This is a genomic window from Polynucleobacter sp. CS-Odin-A6, from assembly GCF_018882095.1.
In the GTDB taxonomy this organism is placed as follows: Bacteria; Pseudomonadota; Gammaproteobacteria; order Burkholderiales; family Burkholderiaceae; genus Polynucleobacter.
In genome coordinates this window covers 431,449-449,084 of the sequence record NZ_JACVPD010000002.1, presented here as the reverse complement: position 1 = coordinate 449,084, position 17,636 = coordinate 431,449, and the positions used below count along the sequence as shown (strand labels likewise).

Annotated in this window: 14 protein-coding genes; 6 read left to right on the top strand and 8 right to left on the bottom strand. The window is 46.1% G+C overall.

Annotated elements, in window-relative coordinates; translation table 11 throughout:
* Nucleotides 1-45: 45 nt before the first annotated feature.
* Together hemB and yihA are read right to left on the bottom strand one after the other, a co-directional pair.
* Nucleotides 46-1,065 carry a porphobilinogen synthase gene (hemB, locus tag ICN15_RS06955; RefSeq protein ID WP_216201983.1) on the bottom strand — a complete coding sequence of 340 codons (1,020 nt, stop codon included), beginning with the start codon at nucleotides 1,063-1,065 and terminating at the stop codon, nucleotides 46-48.
* Nucleotides 1,049-1,714 (bottom strand): ribosome biogenesis GTP-binding protein YihA/YsxC, encoded by a 666-nt coding sequence (gene yihA / locus ICN15_RS06950; RefSeq protein ID WP_216201982.1) that lies wholly within the window; start codon nucleotides 1,712-1,714, stop codon nucleotides 1,049-1,051. Before yihA ends, hemB begins: the two co-directional genes overlap by 17 nt.
* A gap of 104 nt (nucleotides 1,715-1,818) precedes the next feature.
* On the opposite strand from yihA, the gene ICN15_RS06945 reads away from it, so the two are divergent.
* Nucleotides 1,819-2,541, top strand: coding sequence for a cytochrome c (locus ICN15_RS06945; RefSeq protein WP_216201981.1), 723 nt, complete (start codon nucleotides 1,819-1,821; stop codon nucleotides 2,539-2,541).
* Nucleotides 2,542-2,634: 93 nt separating this feature from the next.
* Here the strand turns inward: ICN15_RS06945 and lysA are convergent, their stop codons facing one another.
* Together lysA and ICN15_RS10970 are read right to left on the bottom strand one after the other, a co-directional pair.
* Nucleotides 2,635-3,933: a diaminopimelate decarboxylase gene (lysA, locus tag ICN15_RS06940; protein ID WP_216201980.1), complete on the bottom strand. Its 1,299-nt coding sequence runs from the start codon at nucleotides 3,931-3,933 to the stop codon at nucleotides 2,635-2,637.
* Nucleotides 3,930-4,121 carry a lipoprotein gene (locus ICN15_RS10970; protein WP_223146572.1) on the bottom strand — a complete coding sequence of 64 codons (192 nt, stop codon included), beginning with the start codon at nucleotides 4,119-4,121 and terminating at the stop codon, nucleotides 3,930-3,932. Before ICN15_RS10970 ends, lysA begins: the two co-directional genes overlap by 4 nt.
* Before the next feature lie 2 nt (nucleotides 4,122-4,123).
* Here ICN15_RS10970 and cyaY point away from each other — a divergent pair, with 2 nt between their 5' ends.
* On the top strand, nucleotides 4,124-4,552 hold the full coding sequence (cyaY, locus tag ICN15_RS06935) for an iron donor protein CyaY (protein ID WP_255532906.1): 429 nt from the start codon (nucleotides 4,124-4,126) through the stop codon (nucleotides 4,550-4,552).
* A 14-nt stretch (nucleotides 4,553-4,566) separates the two neighbouring features.
* Here cyaY and aroB read toward each other — a convergent pair whose 3' ends face one another.
* From aroB to ICN15_RS06915, 4 genes are read right to left on the bottom strand one after another with little or no spacing between them, the layout of a single operon-like run.
* Complete coding sequence (aroB, locus tag ICN15_RS06930; RefSeq protein WP_216201979.1) at nucleotides 4,567-5,649, bottom strand: 3-dehydroquinate synthase; 1,083 nt, start codon at nucleotides 5,647-5,649, stop codon at nucleotides 4,567-4,569.
* Nucleotides 5,650-5,657: 8 nt separating this feature from the next.
* The gene (locus tag ICN15_RS06925; RefSeq protein ID WP_370625425.1) at nucleotides 5,658-6,182 is read right to left on the bottom strand and encodes a shikimate kinase; all 525 of its coding nucleotides are present in this window, start codon (nucleotides 6,180-6,182) and stop codon (nucleotides 5,658-5,660) included.
* 12 nt (nucleotides 6,183-6,194) lie between these two features.
* Nucleotides 6,195-7,316 carry a secretin and TonB N-terminal domain-containing protein gene (locus ICN15_RS06920; RefSeq protein WP_216201978.1) on the bottom strand — a complete coding sequence of 374 codons (1,122 nt, stop codon included), beginning with the start codon at nucleotides 7,314-7,316 and terminating at the stop codon, nucleotides 6,195-6,197.
* Nucleotides 7,313-7,996 carry a hypothetical protein gene (locus ICN15_RS06915; protein WP_216201977.1) on the bottom strand — a complete coding sequence of 228 codons (684 nt, stop codon included), beginning with the start codon at nucleotides 7,994-7,996 and terminating at the stop codon, nucleotides 7,313-7,315. The genes ICN15_RS06920 and ICN15_RS06915 overlap by 4 nt, the downstream gene beginning before the upstream one ends.
* Before the next feature lie 140 nt (nucleotides 7,997-8,136).
* Here ICN15_RS06915 and ICN15_RS06910 point away from each other — a divergent pair, with 140 nt between their 5' ends.
* From ICN15_RS06910 to ICN15_RS06895, 4 genes are all read left to right on the top strand, one after another.
* The gene (locus ICN15_RS06910; RefSeq protein ID WP_216201976.1) at nucleotides 8,137-10,473 is read left to right on the top strand and encodes a penicillin-binding protein 1A; all 2,337 of its coding nucleotides are present in this window, start codon (nucleotides 8,137-8,139) and stop codon (nucleotides 10,471-10,473) included.
* 12 nt (nucleotides 10,474-10,485) lie between these two features.
* Nucleotides 10,486-11,190, top strand: a complete 705-nt coding sequence (locus ICN15_RS06905; RefSeq protein ID WP_216201975.1) for a transposase — start codon at nucleotides 10,486-10,488, stop codon at nucleotides 11,188-11,190.
* Between the two features lie 194 nt (nucleotides 11,191-11,384).
* Nucleotides 11,385-16,130: a glutamate synthase-related protein gene (locus tag ICN15_RS06900; RefSeq protein ID WP_216201974.1), complete on the top strand. Its 4,746-nt coding sequence runs from the start codon at nucleotides 11,385-11,387 to the stop codon at nucleotides 16,128-16,130.
* Between the two features lie 38 nt (nucleotides 16,131-16,168).
* The gene (locus tag ICN15_RS06895) at nucleotides 16,169-17,632 is read left to right on the top strand and encodes a glutamate synthase subunit beta (protein WP_216201973.1); all 1,464 of its coding nucleotides are present in this window, start codon (nucleotides 16,169-16,171) and stop codon (nucleotides 17,630-17,632) included.
* Nucleotides 17,633-17,636: the final 4 nt, after the last annotated feature.

Sequence of the window (17,636 nt, the reverse complement as noted above, 5' to 3'; positions counted from 1 at the left end):
CTAAACATGAGTAGGCGTTAAACCCATTCATGTTTGCTTGAATCATTATTTACTTGTCTTTAGTAGGCGCGCAGCCTCAAGAGCAAAATAGGTCAAGATGCCATTAGCGCCAGCACGTTTGAATGCGAGTAGGGACTCCATCATCACCGCATCGTGATCTAGCCAACCATTTTGTGCGGCTGCTTTGAGCATTGCGTATTCACCACTCACTTGATAGACATAGGTGGGATAGTTAAATTCATCGCGTACTCTACGAACAATATCTAGATAAGGCATGCCGGGCTTGACCATGACCATATCAGCACCCTCACTGATATCTAGTGCCACCTCCCGCAAAGCCTCATCCGTATTAGCGCAATCCATTTGGTAGGTTTTTTTATCAGCCTTACCTAAATTTTTTGCTGAGCCAACGGCATCCCTAAATGGACCATAAAAAGCAGAGGCATATTTAGCGGAGTAAGCCATGATGCGTGTATGGATGAGCTTATGTTCCTCTAGCGCCTCACGAATTTTCCCAATACGGCCATCCATCATATCGGACGGTGCAACAATATCTACACCAGCTTGAGCTTGAGCAACGGCCTGTTGAACCAAAATTGCAGTGGTCTCATCATTCAGAATGCGACCTTGCTCATCTAACACTCCATCTTGTCCATGACTAGTGTACGGATCAAGTGCTACATCAGTCATGATGCCCAAGGTGGGGAAACGCTTTTTCAGCTCACGAACTGCAGTTGGAATGAGTCCATTAGGATTAAAGGCCTCTTTGCCATCAGGCGTTTTAAGCGCGGTATCAATTACGGGGAAGAGTGCTAAGACTGGTACTCCTAAATCGACACACTCTAGTGCAACTAAAAAAAGTAAATCTAAAGAAATGCGATTAACGCCAGGCATTGAAGCGACTGATTGAGATTGGCCTTGGCCTTCAAGTAAAAAAACGGGATAAATTAAGTCGCTCGCTGAAACACTATTTTCTTGCATTAAGCGACGTGACCAATCATCACGACGCATTCGGCGAGGGCGATGGGCTGGAAAGTGCAATAAAGAGTTAGCTTGTGATTTCATCTTCCTGAGTCTCCGCTTCAAATAACCACTTAATAATAATATCGTCAGCCTCTTCAAGGCCAATACGCTTAGTGCTTGAAAATAATTGGGCCGTCAATTGTTTAGAGTCACCGGTCCCATCTGGTAAGGCTGGGTCGTACTGCTGTAATTGTTTCTGAACTGCTTCAATCGCATGCTTACATTCACTTTTATTGAGCTTGTCGCACTTACTCAGCAAAACATGGATCGGCTTGCCGGTGGGTACAAACCACTGAATCATTTGTTCATCCAGATCGGTAATGCCGCGCCTAGAGTCCACAATCAGGACCATCCCTACTAACTGCTCACGCTCTTGTAGGTAATCGCTGAGGAGGGCATTCCAGTGGTATTTAGTCTCGCGGTTGACTGCTGCATAGCCATATCCCGGTAAATCCACTAAGTAGGCCAAGAGATCATCTTTGGCAAAAAGGCCAAAATAATTGATATGTTGGGTGCGTCCCGGGGTTTTGCTGGCAAAAGCCAGCCTTTTTTGGTTGCAAAGCACATTAATAGCACTGGATTTACCCGCATTTGAGCGTCCGGCAAAAGCCACCTCTCGGAGTTGGGTAGCAGGCAAACAATGGGTGTCATTGACGGTGGTGGCGAAACGGGCTTGAAAGAGTTTAGACATGTCCTGAAGCTATTGTAAAATCATGAAATAATTCATGGTGTTGGGTAAAAAGTTATAAATATGAGGCCCAAACACTTTTAAGAATTTTTGCCAAGGTAAACATAATGCGTCAATACACCCAAATCTCCAAATTAACTGGCTTTCGTGCCGGTTTTTTGGCCCTAGCTATTGCCACTCTTAGCGCCTTTGCAGCGCCAGTATTTGCGGCAAATCCTGCCCCTACCGCCCCCGCAGCAGAAGCGACCCCAGCTGTTCCAGGTAAGCCTAAGGCTGACCCTGCAGCTGGTGAAGCCCTGTATAACGTTGGTGATGCAACTCGCGGCGTTGTGGCCTGTATCACTTGCCACGGCCCTAAGGGTCAGAGCGCCGTAGCAACATGGCCCAAATTAGCTGCACAACATCCAGCCTATGTAGTAAAGCAGTTAAAGAGCTATAAAGAGGGTACCCGGGTTAACGCCATCATGATGGGCATGGCAATGCCCTTAAATGATCAAGATATGATTAATATTGCTACCTACTTGTCTCAGCAGGCGCCATCCCAAGGTGAAGCGCAAAATAAAGAAACTATTTTGTTGGGTCAGAGTATTTACCGTGGCGGTATTGCCTCGAAGGGTGTTCAGGCTTGTGCTGGCTGCCATAGCCCGAATGGGGCAGGTATTCCATCGCAATATCCACGTCAAAGCGGACAGTGGGCTGAATATTCATATACTCAATTAATGAATTTCAATCAGGGCACGCGTAAAAATCTTCAAATGAATAGTATTGCCGGTAAGCTCTCTGATCAAGAAATGAAAGCAGTTGCTGATTACATGGCAGGCTTGCACTAATTAGAGTATTTAGTACCAAATAAAAAATCCCGCTCAAGTGGCGGGATTTTTTTTGCCTTGCTTGATACATCATCTCAATATTACGTTGAGTATTTAACTAGGCAAAATACTTTCGCTAACAAAAAGATCGGTAATATTTTCACGAGCACGAATGACGAAAGCATTTTTTCCATCAACCATAATCTCTGCAGGTTTCGGTCTGGTGTTGTAGTTAGAGGCCATCACAAAACCATAAGCTCCTGCAGACAGAATGGCTAGCAGATCGCCTTCTTCGATTGCCAGCGTACGATCTCTTCCTAGCCAGTCTCCAGATTCGCATACTGGACCCACGATGTCATAGGTAGTGCTTTTAACTGTTCTAGTTTCAACAGGAACAATGGCGTGATAGGCCTCATACAGGGCTGGCCGCATTAATTCTGTCATGGCTGCATCTACGATACAAAAGTTTTTCTCGGCACCAGGCTTCAGGTATTCCACCTGCGTCAGCAACACGCCAGCATTGCCCACCAAGGATCTGCCAGGCTCTAAAACCACATCCAGATGCCCAAAGCCACGATCTGCAACCCTATTCAGCAAGGTATTGGTGAACTCTGTGATATCGGGCGGATGATCTTCACCATAAGAGATGCCTAGACCACCACCCAAATCCAGGTGATGTATTTCTATGCCCTCTTTTTTCAATTGAGCGACTAATTCCAGTACTTTATCGAGTGCATCTAAATAAGGAGCTGTGGTGGTGATCTGGGAACCAATGTGACAGTCAATTCCAACTACATCAATTTGTGACAGTAGTGCAGCTTCACGATAGGCATTTAAGACCTCGTGATAAGCGATTCCAAATTTATTATCTTTTAATCCGGTAGAAATATAGGGATGGGTTTGCGCATCGACATCTGGATTCACGCGCAAGGAAATTGGTGCACGACATTGAAGTTTAGTAGCAACGCGATTAATTTGGCGCAACTCAGCGATCGATTCCACATTGATACATTTCACACCCGCTTGTAGTGCTTGGGTAATTTCGTTTGCCGATTTACCAACACCTGCAAACACTAAGCTCTTTGGATCTGCACCCACTGTAAGTGCGCGAGCCAATTCACCGCCGCTAACTAGATCAAAGCCAGCACCTAATTTTTTAAAACAATCGATGATTGCTAAATTACTATTTGCCTTCATCGCATAGTGAACGCGAGCACGTCGTTTGCCGGCGGAATCCACGCAGGCTCGGTCATAAGCTTGATAAGCTTCAGTTAACGCTTTTTTGCTATAAACATACAAGGGAGTGCCAAACTCTTTTGCTAAATCTGCAAGAGGAATTTCTTCAGCGTACCAATAACCATCACGTTCGCTAAAACCCGCTAAATCGGGGAGTGGAATTACTTTAGTTGTCATGGCTTGGCCGAGGATGGGTTAATTGCAGCAGGGCTTTGGGGTGGATAAAGCTTCCCCTTAGGCTCTGGCTCGCTGGGCGGCATAGGAGCTGGTGGTACATTTGGTAAATATAGTGGCCCTCTAACCCCACATCCAACAAGGGATATAAGAAGGCTAATGCCGAGAGTACTTTTAAGAATCGCTATCATGAATGTCTCTAAAACGAATGATTGAATATAGCATGCAGGACTCCAATATGAAGCCAAACAATCAAGCCGTCGAAACCATTGACGATAAGCAATTTTATCAACTGGGAAGTCATTTATTGCAGTCGATTGAGGTTGCTTTAGAAACAGCGGATGATGCACTGGATTTAGACCTCGATGTGGAGCGTCAGGGCGGAAACGTCATCAATATTCGGTTTAAGGATCGCAGTGTCATCGTAGTCAATACACAGGCGCCTTTGCACGAGATCTGGGTTGCAGCCAAATCAGGCGGTTATCACTATCGTTGGGCTGGCACTTTAACTAATCCCCTATGGCTAGATACCAAAACAGGGCATGAAATCTTGAGTGATTTATCCGAATTTGCTAGCACTCAGGCTGGCCAAACAGTGACGATTAGCTTAATTCAAAAATAAGACCTCAGAAGACATTACATCGCGCCAGTAGCCGCTAAAGTTTCCATAACTTGGGCATCTGGCACGCTCTTAATTTGCGCTTTGCCAATTCTTTCCAAAACGACGTAACGAATTTGACCGCCTTCAGTTTTTTTATCCACTTGCATTAGCGCCATATAACGCGGCGCACCAAACTTTGGTGGCTCTGTTGGCAGATTCATGGATCGAATAATCTGCATCAAACGATTAACTTCGTCTTGGGTAATGAGGTTCAGGCGTCGTGATAAGTCTGCACCCATTACCATGCCACAGCCAACGGCTTCGCCATGGAGCCATTCGCCATAACCCATACCCGCTTCAATTGCATGTCCAAAAGTATGTCCAAAATTGAGTGTGGCACGAATGCCGCCCTCTCTTTCATCGGCGGATACTACCGCGGATTTAATTTCGCAAGAGCGCAGAACGGCATGCGCCATGGCCGTCGTATCGCATGCCAATAAAGACTGTGCATTCGCCTCAATCCAACTTAAGAACTCAGCATCGGCAATGGCGCCATGCTTCACCACTTCTGCCAGTCCTGCTGAGAGCTCGCGTGCCGGTAAGGTTTTCAGTGTATTGAGATCGGCGATCACGGCTACTGGCTGGTGAAATGCCCCGATCATATTTTTTCCAAGCGGGTGGTTGATGCCTGTTTTTCCGCCAACGGAAGAGTCGACTTGCGCTAATAGGGTTGTTGGTACCTGAACAAAACGAATGCCGCGCATGAAGCTCGCAGCGGCAAAGCCGGTCATATCTCCAATGACTCCGCCACCAAGTGCTACCAGCATGGTTTGACGGTCCGCGCCAAATTGGAGAAGATCATCAAAAATCAGTTGAAGATTTTTCCAGTCCTTATATGACTCCCCATCGGGCAAGACAATCGTTCTAACAGGCTTACCCAGTTTCTCTAGGGTCTTTGTGAGACGCTCTGCATATAAGGGACCAACGGTAGTATTGGTAACGATATAAATTGAGGTCGCTTTTTCAAAAGCACTAAATAGTTCTGGTTGATCTATTAAATCCGTACCAATATGAATGGGGTAACTGCGGCTGCCTAGATTAACTTCTAATGTTTTCATGTATAAGTTCAAGCGGAAAGTTCAAGCTGCATGATTAAAGTGTTGACCAATTGGTTGACGCTGGGCTTCCCAGTTTCAATGACATAGTCAGCGATTTCTCGATAAAGGGGGTCGCGAATAGCGTATAGATTTTCTAAAATCGTTTTTGCATCACCATTTTTGAGTAGTGGCCTACTTTCACTGGCTTTGGTGCGATGCCAAAGCTCTAGCGGATTAGCGTGAAGATAAATGACGGTGCCTCTTTTGCTGAGAAGTTGACGATTCTCTAGAAGCAGGATGGCACCACCACCGGTTGCCAAAATAACATCTTGTTCGGCAGTAATATCCTTTATTGCCAAAGCCTCACGCTTTCTAAATCCATCCTCACCTTCCATTTCAAAGATGACGGGGATCTTCACGCCACAACGATCCTCAATGACATGATCAGCATCCAAAAAGCGACGACCTAACTTTTTAGCAAGCAATTTGCCTACGGTCGACTTTCCGGCGCCCATGAGGCCAATTAAAAATATATTGTTAGATGAGGAGTTCACCCTCTGATTTTATTAGGGTTTATCTAGGACCGTAGGAGTTAAGAAGACTAATAGTTCAGTTTTATCTGCTAATTTAGATTTATGGCGAAACAAATGCCCAATTAGTGGGATATCGCCTAGCAGGGGTACTTTGATCTCATCGTCTCGTTCAGTAGTTTGAAAAATACCGCCGATAATGGCTGTGCCCCCATTTTCTACGGTGACTTCAGAGCTGAGGTTTTTGGTATCAATTGCATATCCCTGCTCCGTTTTCATGCCAACCGTGTCTTTATTAATGCTCACCAACATGGAAATCTTCCCATCGGGATGAATCTTGGGCAAAACCTCTAATCGTAAATTGGCCTTACGGAACTGCAATTTGCTGCCGCTTTGAGTGCTCACCTGGTAAGGAAGCTCAGTTCCTTGTTCAATAGTCGCCTTGACCTGATCACCGGTCATGATGCGGGGATTAGAAAGAATCTTGCCATGACCATCCGATTCCAAAGCGGAAAGCTCCATTTGCAAGAGTCGGGCTGCGTTTTTAGAAACCAAGGTCGCGGCTAAGGTGGCTGGGTTGAAGCCCGCCAAACCAGTGCCTGCAAAGTTCAGATTAGCGCTTGCATTTTGCTCTGGATGATTGCCAATGCCATTAGCTTGATATCCCAGCTTGACACCGAGTTCACGGGCAAATCGTTGATCTGCCTCGACGATGCGAGCTTCTATAAGGATTTGACGAGGGCTATTTATATGATCGCCGCCAAAGGGTAGGGCAGCATCCTCCCGCCGAAACTTCTGGAAACTTTGAATTTCTGCGTGGGGACCGATCCAATAAATATCCCCATTTCTGACAAGTCTCAATCCTCTACTGGCAAGGATGGAGTGGAGGGCAGTTGTCCAGGGTGTATCTTTCAGGTCGACTGAGATCTTCCCTTGAATAGATTCACTCAAGAGAAAGTTCGAACTTCCCATTTTGGCTAATACCTGCAGTAGCTCAGTTACCTCGATCTCGCTAAATTGGAGGCTGATACGGTTTTCTTTTGAAGTGCCTGCAGAGCTCAATTCTGGTTGATTTCCTCGGGCCGTGTTTAGTAGCAAAACCAGTAATAGGACGAACAAAAAAGAAGGGATTTGTCGAGGGATTTTCAATAAGTTCATTCCGATTTGGTCGACTTCAAGGTGATGGATTTGCCTTTGGGATGGGTCAGTTTGGCCAACGCCTTTTCTGCTTGAGTGAGGCGCCATTCACCCAAAGCCAAGCCCTCTTTACCGACCATCACCGTAGTTTTGCCATTGTGAAAAAAGGCCTGCTCTGTTGCCCCCATTCGAGTGAGACCCAGGTATCTCCAACGACGCAGTTCCGCCTCATGTGGGATGGTAATTGGCTTATTTTGGGGTGCTAATATTGGGGGCTTCACTTGTATAGAGTGAACATTCACTTCTATTTCGTCTATTGCAATATATAGATTCTCTTGTTCAGAATGCCAGTCATCTTGAGCCATCACAAGCTCATTTTTTAATGTGGATATTTGGCTCTTTAAGACGTTGAGCTCTTCTTCAGAGCTGGCTTTGTTGGACTCAAGGAGAAAAAATACCATTGTGATAGTGAGCATAAAGATGACCGCTCCCATCATCAAAATAGGGGCAGCTTTAAGCTCGCTAAAGCCAATATTGGGAATAGAAAACGACGGTGATTTTGACTTCACCTGGCTCTCAGGTGAGGGTCTTGGTGAGGCCGAGGACTTACGAATTCCATGTGGATCTGGAATGGCAGGATCGTCCCCTAATTCACTCAGAATGTCATCAAAGGACTGGGGGGAGATATGGCGTGGAGGCATGCAATATTGTTTGCTCTGGGCCGATGAAAAACGATCAGATAAGGCAGAATTGAAGGTCAGAAAAATCTGCCTCGTAGTTTTTCAAACAGGGACCTTAGCGCTTTCGGGAAAATTGACCAAGCACCCTATAATTTGATTCTATGGCTCTACCCCCAAAAGACAAGCCGCCTTTAAATCGCCGGTTTAACCGACAGCCTGATAGACGTCCTGGTCAGAATAGAGCGGAGCGTTCTCCAGCGAATACATCAGGCAGTAATCCCCTTATAAAAGCCTTGCTGATTATGTGCATGGTTTTTGCGGTGGTGTTTACCTTGCTCCTGGGCTATGCCTTTCTGATAGCAAAACCCAATCTGCCAAAGATTTCAGCTTTAGTTGATTACAACCCAAAAACACCCTTAAGAATCTATACAGCTGACAAGGTCTTGATTGGTGAGTTTGGAGAAGAGCGCCGCAAGGTCATTCCTCTGAATGAAATCCCAATGACGATGAGAAACGCAGTCTTAGCCATTGAGGACGATCGTTTTTACTCCCATGGAGGAGTGGACTATGTGGGAATCGTTAGGGCCGCCCTCACTAATTTGAGAGGTAATCTATCTCAAGGTGCATCAACGATCACAATGCAAGTAGCCCGCAATTTCTTTTTAAGCAATGAGAAAACCTTTAGTCGTAAGATTTACGAAGTTTTGCTTTCATGGGAAATTGAATCTCAGTTAAGCAAAGATAAGATTCTTGAAATTTATATGAATCAGATTTTCTTGGGTCAAAGAGCGTATGGTTTTTCTAGTGCCGCCCAAATCTATTTCGGTAAGGAATTAAAAGACATCACGATTGCTGAGTCTGCTATGTTGGCTGGTTTGCCTAAAGCCCCTTCGGCTTATAACCCAGTAAGCAATTTCCGTCGGGCAAAAATCCGCCAAGAATATATTTTGCAGCGAATGCGTGATTTATCTTACATCACCCCAGAGCAGTATCAGATTGCAATGGCAGAAGAATTGCGCATTCGTGGCCTCGGAAATGAATTTAGTACTCGTGCTGATTTTGCCGCTGAGATGGTGCGCCAGCTGCTATTCACACAATACGGCGAAGCAATTTATTCTCAGGGAATAGATGTATACACCACGATATTAAAAGCCGATCAAGATGCGGCATATAAAGCAGTTCGTAAGGGTATTTTTGACTATGACTTGCGTCATGCTTATCGGGGCCCTGATGGATTTATTGAGCTCCCGGAAGAAAATATCAAACGCCAGCGTGCAATTGATGAAGCTTTATTAACCTACCCACAGTTAGATGATTTGCAATCAGGGGTGGTTCTCGAGATCAAGCCAAAAGAAATGCAGGTGATGATTTCTACGGGGGATACGATCACATTAAAGGGTGAGGGCATGAAGCTGGCCGCCGCCTCTTTAACCGATAGTGCGCAGCCAAAAAAACGCTTACGCCCTGGAGCAATCGTCCGGCTGTTGAAGGATGAAGGGATTTGGAAGTTGGCACAATTGCCTCAAGTGGAAGCTGCCTTTGTTTCTATGAACACAGAGACTGGCGCGATTCTGTCATTGGTTGGCGGCTTTGATTTTCGTCGTAATCAATTTAATCATGTGACTCAGGCACAACGTCAGCCAGGCTCTTCATTCAAGCCATTTGTTTATGCTGCGGCAATCGAAAAAGGTTTTTCTCCAAGCACGATGGTAAATGATGCGCCGCTCTCTATCGGCAGTATGGAAACAGGTAGTCAAGCTTGGGAGCCTAAGAACTATGATGGGAAGTACGAAGGCATGATGCGTTTACGGACTGCCTTAGCTAAATCAAAGAACCTGGTTTCAGTACGCATCATCCGAGCAATTGGCCCCTCTTATGCACAAGACTACATTCAGCGTTTTGGATTCGAGGCTGAAAAACATCCCCCTTATTTAACAATGGCCTTGGGTGCTGGCTCTGTAACGCCATTGCAAATGGCCTCTGCTTATAGCGTTTTTGCTAACGGCGGCTATCGTGTGGATCCGTTCTTAATCAATAGGATGACGGATTCGAAAGGGGCAGTTTTGTTTGAAGCAAAACCTACTCATGCGGGTGATGATGCTACTCGAGTGTTGGATGCTCGAACTGCGTTTGTAATGGACAGTATGTTGCAGGAAGTAACCAAGACTGGTACAGCAGGAAGTGCGCGAGCAAAACTGGGTCGTAATGACATCGCTGGTAAAACTGGAACAACGAACGACTCCCATGATGCTTGGTTTGCCGGCTACAACCCTAAAGTTGTCGCTATTGCTTGGATTGGATTTGATAAGCCTGTCAGCTTAGGTGATCGTGAAACTGGTGGCGGTCTTGCTTTGCCGATGTGGATTTCCTATATGGGAATTGCTTTGCGGGATCAACCACAACTTGGGCGAGAAGTGCCTGCGGGCGTTAATCAAGTGGATGGGGATTGGTTTATCCCTGAGTTTTCAAATAATGGCGGCGTACGCGAGCTGCAATAGTTCGTTTTAGTCATGGCAAGGCAAGCCCGCACGATTATTCCCGGCCAAGCAATGCATGTCATGGTTCGAGGCAATAATCGAGAGCAGTTATTTTTTAGTGATGTTGACCGCCGCAGGTATTTAGATTGGTTGCGAGAAGCGGCTAAGCAATTTGGCAGCACTGTACATGCCTTTGCTTTAATGCCGAATCATGTCCATCTGTTGATTACTCCGCAGAATATTGACTCGCTTGCTAAAACAATGCAATCTTTAGGCCGGCGTTATGCTCAGTATTTCAATCAAGAACATCATCGCTCCGGAACGATTTGGGAGGGGCGATATCGTTCCTCTTTAATAGACCCTGATTATTTTTTACGCTGTCAGCGCTATATAGAGCTCAATCCCGTTAGGGCCGGCTTCGAATCCAACCCTCAGGATTCCTCCTGGACCAGCTTTGCCTCTCATATCGGTGGCAACGCAGAGCCATGGCTTGTGGATCACCAGCACTTTTGGAAGTTGGGTAATACCCCCTTTGAACGGCAAATGGCTTGGGCAGGTTTTGTAAAGGAGGGTGCCCCCCATTGGGAGGATCAGCAAATTACTGAGGCACTGATTAAATCCAAGCCATGGGTAAGCGATATTTATGCCAGAAAGCTTTTTAAAGACAATCCTGATCAAGCACTCATTCGTTACCGCGGTCGCCCAAGAAAATTAATCCTAATTAATTCAATGGCTTAAATAGAATTCCGAGCATCTAGCTTCTTACGCCGCCTTAATCAATTCTTGACTCTGTCCCTTTATTAGCAATTTATTGAGGTCATACCCCAATTTAAATGGGACAGACTCATTTTATTTCTATTGCATCAATATGGGTATTCCCCTATATTTGATCCTCCAAAAGTAATAACGCCCTTAAGGCACATGCAAACACCATGACTACACAAATGAATACAGATCTTCGTCCAACCGCTCAAGGTCTCTACGATCCACGAAATGAGCATGATGCTTGCGGAGTAGGATTTGTCGCACATATCAAAGGCAAGAAGTCCCATGAGATCGTGGCACAGGGATTAAAGATTCTCGAAAACTTGGATCACCGAGGCGCAGTGGGTGCCGATCCACTCATGGGCGACGGTGCTGGTATTTTGATTCAGGTTCCTGACCATTTATATCGTGAAGAAATGGCTAAGCAAGGCATCGTGCTTCCACCGTATGGGGAGTATGGCGTTGGCATGATTTTCTTGCCAAAAGAGCATGCTTCCCGTTTAGCCTGTGAGCAAGAGTTGGAGCGCACAGTACGTTTAGAAGGCCAAGTAGTTTTAGGTTGGAGAGATGTGCCGATCGATGTGAAATTGCCGATGTCTCCAACGGTACAAATGACGGAGCCATTTATTCGTCAGATCTTTATTGGACGTGGGCGCGACATCATGACAACCGATGCGCTAGAGCGCAAGTTGTATGTCATTCGAAAAACAGCAAGTCACGCCATTCAAGACTTGCATTTAAAGCACGGCAAAGAATATTTTGTTGCGTCGATGTCAGCGCGCACCATCGTTTACAAGGGTTTGCTGTTAGCAAATCAAGTGGGGGCGTACTTCAAAGACTTACTAGATCCGCGGACGATTTCTGCGTTGGCATTAGTGCATCAACGTTTTTCCACAAACACCTTTCCAGCATGGGAGTTGGCTCACCCTTACCGCATGATTGCGCACAACGGTGAGATCAACACCGTTAAGGGTAACGTCAATTGGGTGAATGCACGCGAGGGTGCGATCAGTTCCCCAGTGCTTGGTGATGATCTGAAAAAATTATGGCCGTTGATTTATCCAGGCCAATCTGACACAGCCTGTTTTGATAACTGCTTAGAGTTATTGGTGATGTCAGGTTATCCCTTAGCACAAGCAATGATGATGATGATTCCAGAGGCTTGGGAGCAGCACACCATGATGGACGATAACCGTCGCGCATTTTATGAGTATCACGCTGCAATGATGGAGCCATGGGATGGCCCAGCTGCAATGGCATTCACCGATGGACGCCAAATTGGCGCCACCTTGGACCGCAATGGCTTGCGTCCTGCAAGGTACTACGTTACTGATGATGACTTAGTCATTATGGGTTCGGAGGCAGGTGTGCTGCCTATTCCCGAAAGCAAGATTGTCCAAAAATGGCGTTTACAGCCTGGCAAGATGTTCATGATTGATATGGAGCAGGGTCGGATTATTGACGACATGGAGCTCAAGGATGCTGTTTCAAAAGCAAAACCTTACAAGAGCTGGATTGATGCAGTTCGCGTCAAGCTCGATGAGGTCGATGCTAGTAAAGCAGATTTAGTAGACGAAAAAAATACCATTCGTCCTGCCGCAAAATTACTAGATCGCCAGCAGGCGTTTGGTTATACCCAAGAGGACATCAAGTACCTCATGGCGCCAATGGCCATGAATGGTGAAGAGGCCATTGGATCAATGGGTAACGACAGCCCATTGGCAGTGTTATCTGAAAAGAACAAGCCGCTCTATAACTACTTTAAGCAACTCTTTGCACAGGTCACCAATCCTCCGATTGATTCCATCCGGGAAAACATGGTGATGTCCTTGGTGTCTTTCATTGGCCCTAAGCCGAACTTGTTAGATACCAACAATATCAACCCACCGATGCGCTTAGAAGTAAATCAGCCGATTTTAGATTTTGACGATATGACAAAGATTCGTCATATTGGTCACTACACGAATGGTAAATTCCGCTCATATGAGTTGGATATTTGCTACCCAGCTTCTTGGGGCAAGGCCGGCATTGAGGCACGCTTAGCTTCTCTCTGTGCTGAAGCAGCGGATGCGGTTCGCTCCGGCTACAACATCTTGATCGTGAGTGATCGTCAGGTGGATGAAGAGCATGTAGCTATTCCAGCATTATTGGCAACCTCTGCTATCCATCAGCACTTAGTTGAAAAAGGCTTGCGTACTAGCGTTGGCCTGGTTGTTGAAACGGGTAGTGCGCGTGAAACACATCACTTTGCACTCTTAGCTGGGTATGGTGCTGAAGCAGTTCATCCCTATTTAGCAATGGAAACGCTGGCTGAGATGGCCAAAGGTTTATCCGGTGATTTATCTGCTGAAAAAGCGGTTAAGAACTTTGTTAAAGCAGTTGGTAAGGGCTTGCAAAAAGTAATGTCCAAGATGGGTATCTCTACTTACATGTCTTATACCGGCTCACAGATTTTCGAAGCCATTGGTTTAAATAAAGAAGTGATTGATCATTACTTTAAAGGTACGCCATCTAATGTTGGTGGTATCGGTGTGTTTGAGGTAGCGGAAGAAGCATTGCGTATGCATCAATCTGCCTTTAGTAGTGACCCAGTCTTAAGCAATATGCTTGAAGCTGGCGGTGAATATGCTTTCCGTATTCGGGGTGAAAATCACATGTGGACGCCAGATACGATTGCGAAGTTACAACACTCCACACGGATTGGGGCTGATAAGGGCTACCAAACCTATAAAGAGTATGCAAACATCATCAATGACCAAACCAAGCGTCAAATGACATTGCGTGGCTTGTTTGAATTTAAGCTTGATCCAGCGCAAGCGATTCCATTGGATGAAGTAGAGTCCGCAAAAGAGATCGTTAAACGGTTCGCAACGGGCGCGATGTCTTTAGGTTCTATCTCTACCGAGGCACATGCGACTTTGGCCATTGCTATGAACCGTATAGGTGGTAAGTCCAATACCGGTGAGGGTGGTGAAGATCCCAATCGCTATGTGAATGAACTCAAAGGTATTCCAATTAAGAAGGGTGAAACCTTAGCGAGTATTTTGGGTGACGATGTGGTTGAAGCGGACATCCCTTTGCTTGAAGGTGATTCTTTACGCTCCAAAATTAAGCAGGTTGCTTCAGGCCGTTTCGGTGTCACCACTGAATATCTGCGTTCTGCTGATCAGATTCAGATCAAGATGGCGCAAGGCGCTAAGCCTGGTGAAGGCGGTCAATTGCCAGGCGGTAAAGTTTCTGATTACATTGGTAAATTACGCTTCTCTGTACCAGGAGTCGGTTTGATTTCTCCTCCCCCGCATCACGATATTTATTCCATTGAAGATATTGCGCAATTGATTCACGATTTGAAGAATGTGAATCCAGCGGCTGATGTTTCAGTGAAGTTGGTTTCTGAAGTGGGTGTTGGCACGATTGCTGCTGGCGTTGCAAAAGCCAAGGCAGATCACGTGGTGATCGCTGGTCATGATGGTGGTACTGGCGCATCTCCGCTATCTTCTATTAAGCATGCTGGTTCCCCATGGGAATTGGGCTTGGCTGAAACACAGCAAACCTTAGTGCTCAATGGCTTGCGTAGTCGTATCCGTGTTCAAGCAGATGGCCAAATGAAAACGGGTCGCGACGTTGTGATTGGCGCTTTGTTAGGCGCAGATGAATTTGGTTTTGCTACAGCGCCATTAGTCGTAGAAGGTTGCATCATGATGCGTAAGTGTCATTTGAATACCTGTCCAGTCGGCGTTGCTACTCAAGATCCCGCATTGCGTAAGAAGTTCTCTGGCAAACCGGAACATGTTGTGAACTTCTTCTTCTTCGTTGCTGAAGAAGTACGCGAGATTATGGCTCAACTCGGCATTCGGAAGTTTGATGATTTAATTGGTCGTGTTGATCTCTTGGATACCCGTAAAGGTATTGAGAATTGGAAAGTCCATGGCTTAGATTTCAGTAAGATTTTTGCTGAGCCAGCGGTAGCGAAAGATGTTCCACGCTATCAAATCCTGACTCAAGAACATGGCTTAGGCAGCGCCTTAGATAACATTCTGATTGAGAAGAGTGAGCCTGCATTACAACGCGGCGAGAAAGTTTCCTTCATCGTTCCAGTGAAAAACGTGAACCGTACCGTTGGCGCAATGCTCTCCGGAGAAATCGCTCAACGTTATGGTCATGCCGGTTTGCCGGATGACACTATTCATATTCAATTAAACGGTACTGCTGGTCAAAGCTTTGCGGCTTTCTTGGCGCGCGGCGTTACTTTAGATTTAGTTGGTGATGCTAACGACTATGTTGGTAAAGGTTTATCTGGTGGTCGGGTGATTGTGCGAGCGTCCCATGAGTTCCGTGGCGATACAGCAAAGAACATTATTGTCGGTAATACCGTGCTCTATGGTGCAATCGGTGGTGAGGCATTCTTCAATGGTGTTGCTGGCGAGCGTTTTGCAGTGCGTAATTCTGGTGCAACCACAGTCGTTGAGGGTACCGGTGATCACGGATGTGAATATATGACTGGTGGCACTGTCGTGGTCTTGGGCGCAACTGGCCGTAACTTTGCCGCAGGTATGAGCGGTGGCATCGCCTATGTCTACGACGAAGATAGCCTCTTTGAGAAACGTTGCAATACCAGCATGGCTACTTTAGAAAAGGTACTGCCTTCTGCCGAGCAGATCGCCAAGATGCCTCAGTCCGCGTGGCACGCCCCAGTTGATGTGAAGGATGGTGGTGAGCGCATGACAGATGAGCAAATTTTGAAAGGTTTGATTGAGCGTCATTTCCGTCATACCGGTTCAGAGCGTGCCAAAACACTCTTAGCTGATTGGGAAAATGCCCGCGGTCGTTTTGTGAAAGTGTTACCTACTGAATACAAACGGGCTTTAGGTGAGTTGTGGGAAAAAACGCAAAACAATACTGTCACTGCTTAATTAATCAAGATATAAAGAAAAGATACTAAGGATTCGATATGGGTAAGGTCACTGGATTTATGGAGTTTGAGCGCGTAGATGAAACTTACGAAGCTCCCGTTAAACGCCTGCATCACTACAAAGAGTTCGTTGCCGCATTGACAGATGATGAGGCGAAGATACAGGGTGCGCGCTGTATGGATTGTGGCATTCCGTTTTGTAATAGCGGTTGCCCAGTGAATAACATCATTCCCGATTTCAATGATTTAGTGTTTCATAATGATTGGAAAAATGCATTAGATGTTTTGCAATCTACCAATAATTTCCCTGAGTTTACGGGCCGTATTTGTCCGGCACCTTGCGAGTCTGCTTGTACCTTGGCGATCAATAGTGAAGCGGTTGGCATTAAGTCGATTGAGCATGCCATTATTGATAAGGGCTGGGAAAATGGTTGGGTTAAGCCTCAGCCGCCTAAATCTAAAACGGGTAAAAAAGTAGCTGTCGTTGGTGGTGGCCCTGCTGGTATGGCGACTGCGCAGCAATTGGCCCGCGTTGGTCATGACGTTACTGTATTTGAAAAGAATGATCGTGTTGGCGGATTGCTCCGCTACGGCATTCCGGATTTTAAAATGGAAAAGTGGTTGATCGATCGCCGTGTTGAGCAAATGCAAGCTGAAGGCGTGAAATTTGAGACGGGTGTATTTGTTGGTAAAGAAGCGATTGGTGCTGAAGTAATCAATTACTCCACAAAAACGGTATCGCCTGATCAGTTGATGAAAGACTTTGATGCCGTTGTCATTAGCGGTGGATCGGAGCAGCCTCGGGATTTGCCTGTGCCTGGCCGTGATCTAGCTGGCGTTCATTACGCTTTGGAATTTTTGATTCCTCAGAACAAAGAAAACGCAGGCGATTTCAAAAATATGATTTCTGCGGCAGGTAAGAATGTCGTTGTTATTGGTGGCGGTGATACGGGATCGGATTGCGTCGGAACCTCTAATCGTCATGGGGCTAGCAAAGTCACCCAATTTGAATTAATGTCCCAGCCACCAGAAGTCGAGAACAAGCCTTTGGTATGGCCTTATTGGCCAACCAAGTTACGCACATCCTCATCCCACGAAGAAGGTTGTGATCGTGACTGGTCTGTAGCCACTAAGCGTTTTGAAGGTAAAGACGGCAAATTAGAGAAATTGATCTGTGTCCGTTTAGAGTGGAAAGACGGCAAGATGACAGAGATGCCCAACTCTGAATTTGAAATTAAGGCAGATTTGGTGTTCTTGGCGATGGGATTTGTGTCTCCTGCGGCTCAGGTCCTCAATGCTTTTGGAGTTGAAAAAGATGCTCGTGGTAACGCAAAAGCCACTGTAGACGGTCAAAATGCCTATCAAACCAACGTTCCCAAGGTATTTGCTGCAGGTGATATGCGTCGTGGCCAATCCTTGGTGGTTTGGGCTATTCGTGAGGGTCGTCAAGCCGCCCAGGCAGTAGATGAGTATTTAATGGGGTCATCTGTTCTGCCGCGATAATATC

Excerpts from the sequence above, each read along its gene's own strand:
- hemB (WP_216201983.1), bottom strand. The coding sequence starts at position 1,065 with ATGAAATCACAAGCTAACTCTTTATTGCACTTTCCAGCCCATCGCCCT.
- yihA (WP_216201982.1), bottom strand. The coding sequence starts at position 1,714 with ATGTCTAAACTCTTTCAAGCCCGTTTCGCCACCACCGTCAATGACACC.
- ICN15_RS06945 (WP_216201981.1), top strand. The coding sequence starts at position 1,819 with ATGCGTCAATACACCCAAATCTCCAAATTAACTGGCTTTCGTGCCGGT.
- lysA (WP_216201980.1), bottom strand. The coding sequence starts at position 3,933 with ATGACAACTAAAGTAATTCCACTCCCCGATTTAGCGGGTTTTAGCGAA.
- ICN15_RS10970 (WP_223146572.1), bottom strand. The coding sequence starts at position 4,121 with ATGATAGCGATTCTTAAAAGTACTCTCGGCATTAGCCTTCTTATATCC.
- cyaY (WP_255532906.1), top strand. The coding sequence starts at position 4,124 with ATGTCTCTAAAACGAATGATTGAATATAGCATGCAGGACTCCAATATG.
- aroB (WP_216201979.1), bottom strand. The coding sequence starts at position 5,649 with ATGAAAACATTAGAAGTTAATCTAGGCAGCCGCAGTTACCCCATTCAT.
- ICN15_RS06920 (WP_216201978.1), bottom strand. The coding sequence starts at position 7,316 with ATGAACTTATTGAAAATCCCTCGACAAATCCCTTCTTTTTTGTTCGTC.
- ICN15_RS06915 (WP_216201977.1), bottom strand. The coding sequence starts at position 7,996 with ATGCCTCCACGCCATATCTCCCCCCAGTCCTTTGATGACATTCTGAGT.
- ICN15_RS06910 (WP_216201976.1), top strand. The coding sequence starts at position 8,137 with ATGGCTCTACCCCCAAAAGACAAGCCGCCTTTAAATCGCCGGTTTAAC.
- ICN15_RS06905 (WP_216201975.1), top strand. The coding sequence starts at position 10,486 with ATGGCAAGGCAAGCCCGCACGATTATTCCCGGCCAAGCAATGCATGTC.
- ICN15_RS06900 (WP_216201974.1), top strand. The coding sequence starts at position 11,385 with ATGACTACACAAATGAATACAGATCTTCGTCCAACCGCTCAAGGTCTC.
- ICN15_RS06895 (WP_216201973.1), top strand. The coding sequence starts at position 16,169 with ATGGGTAAGGTCACTGGATTTATGGAGTTTGAGCGCGTAGATGAAACT.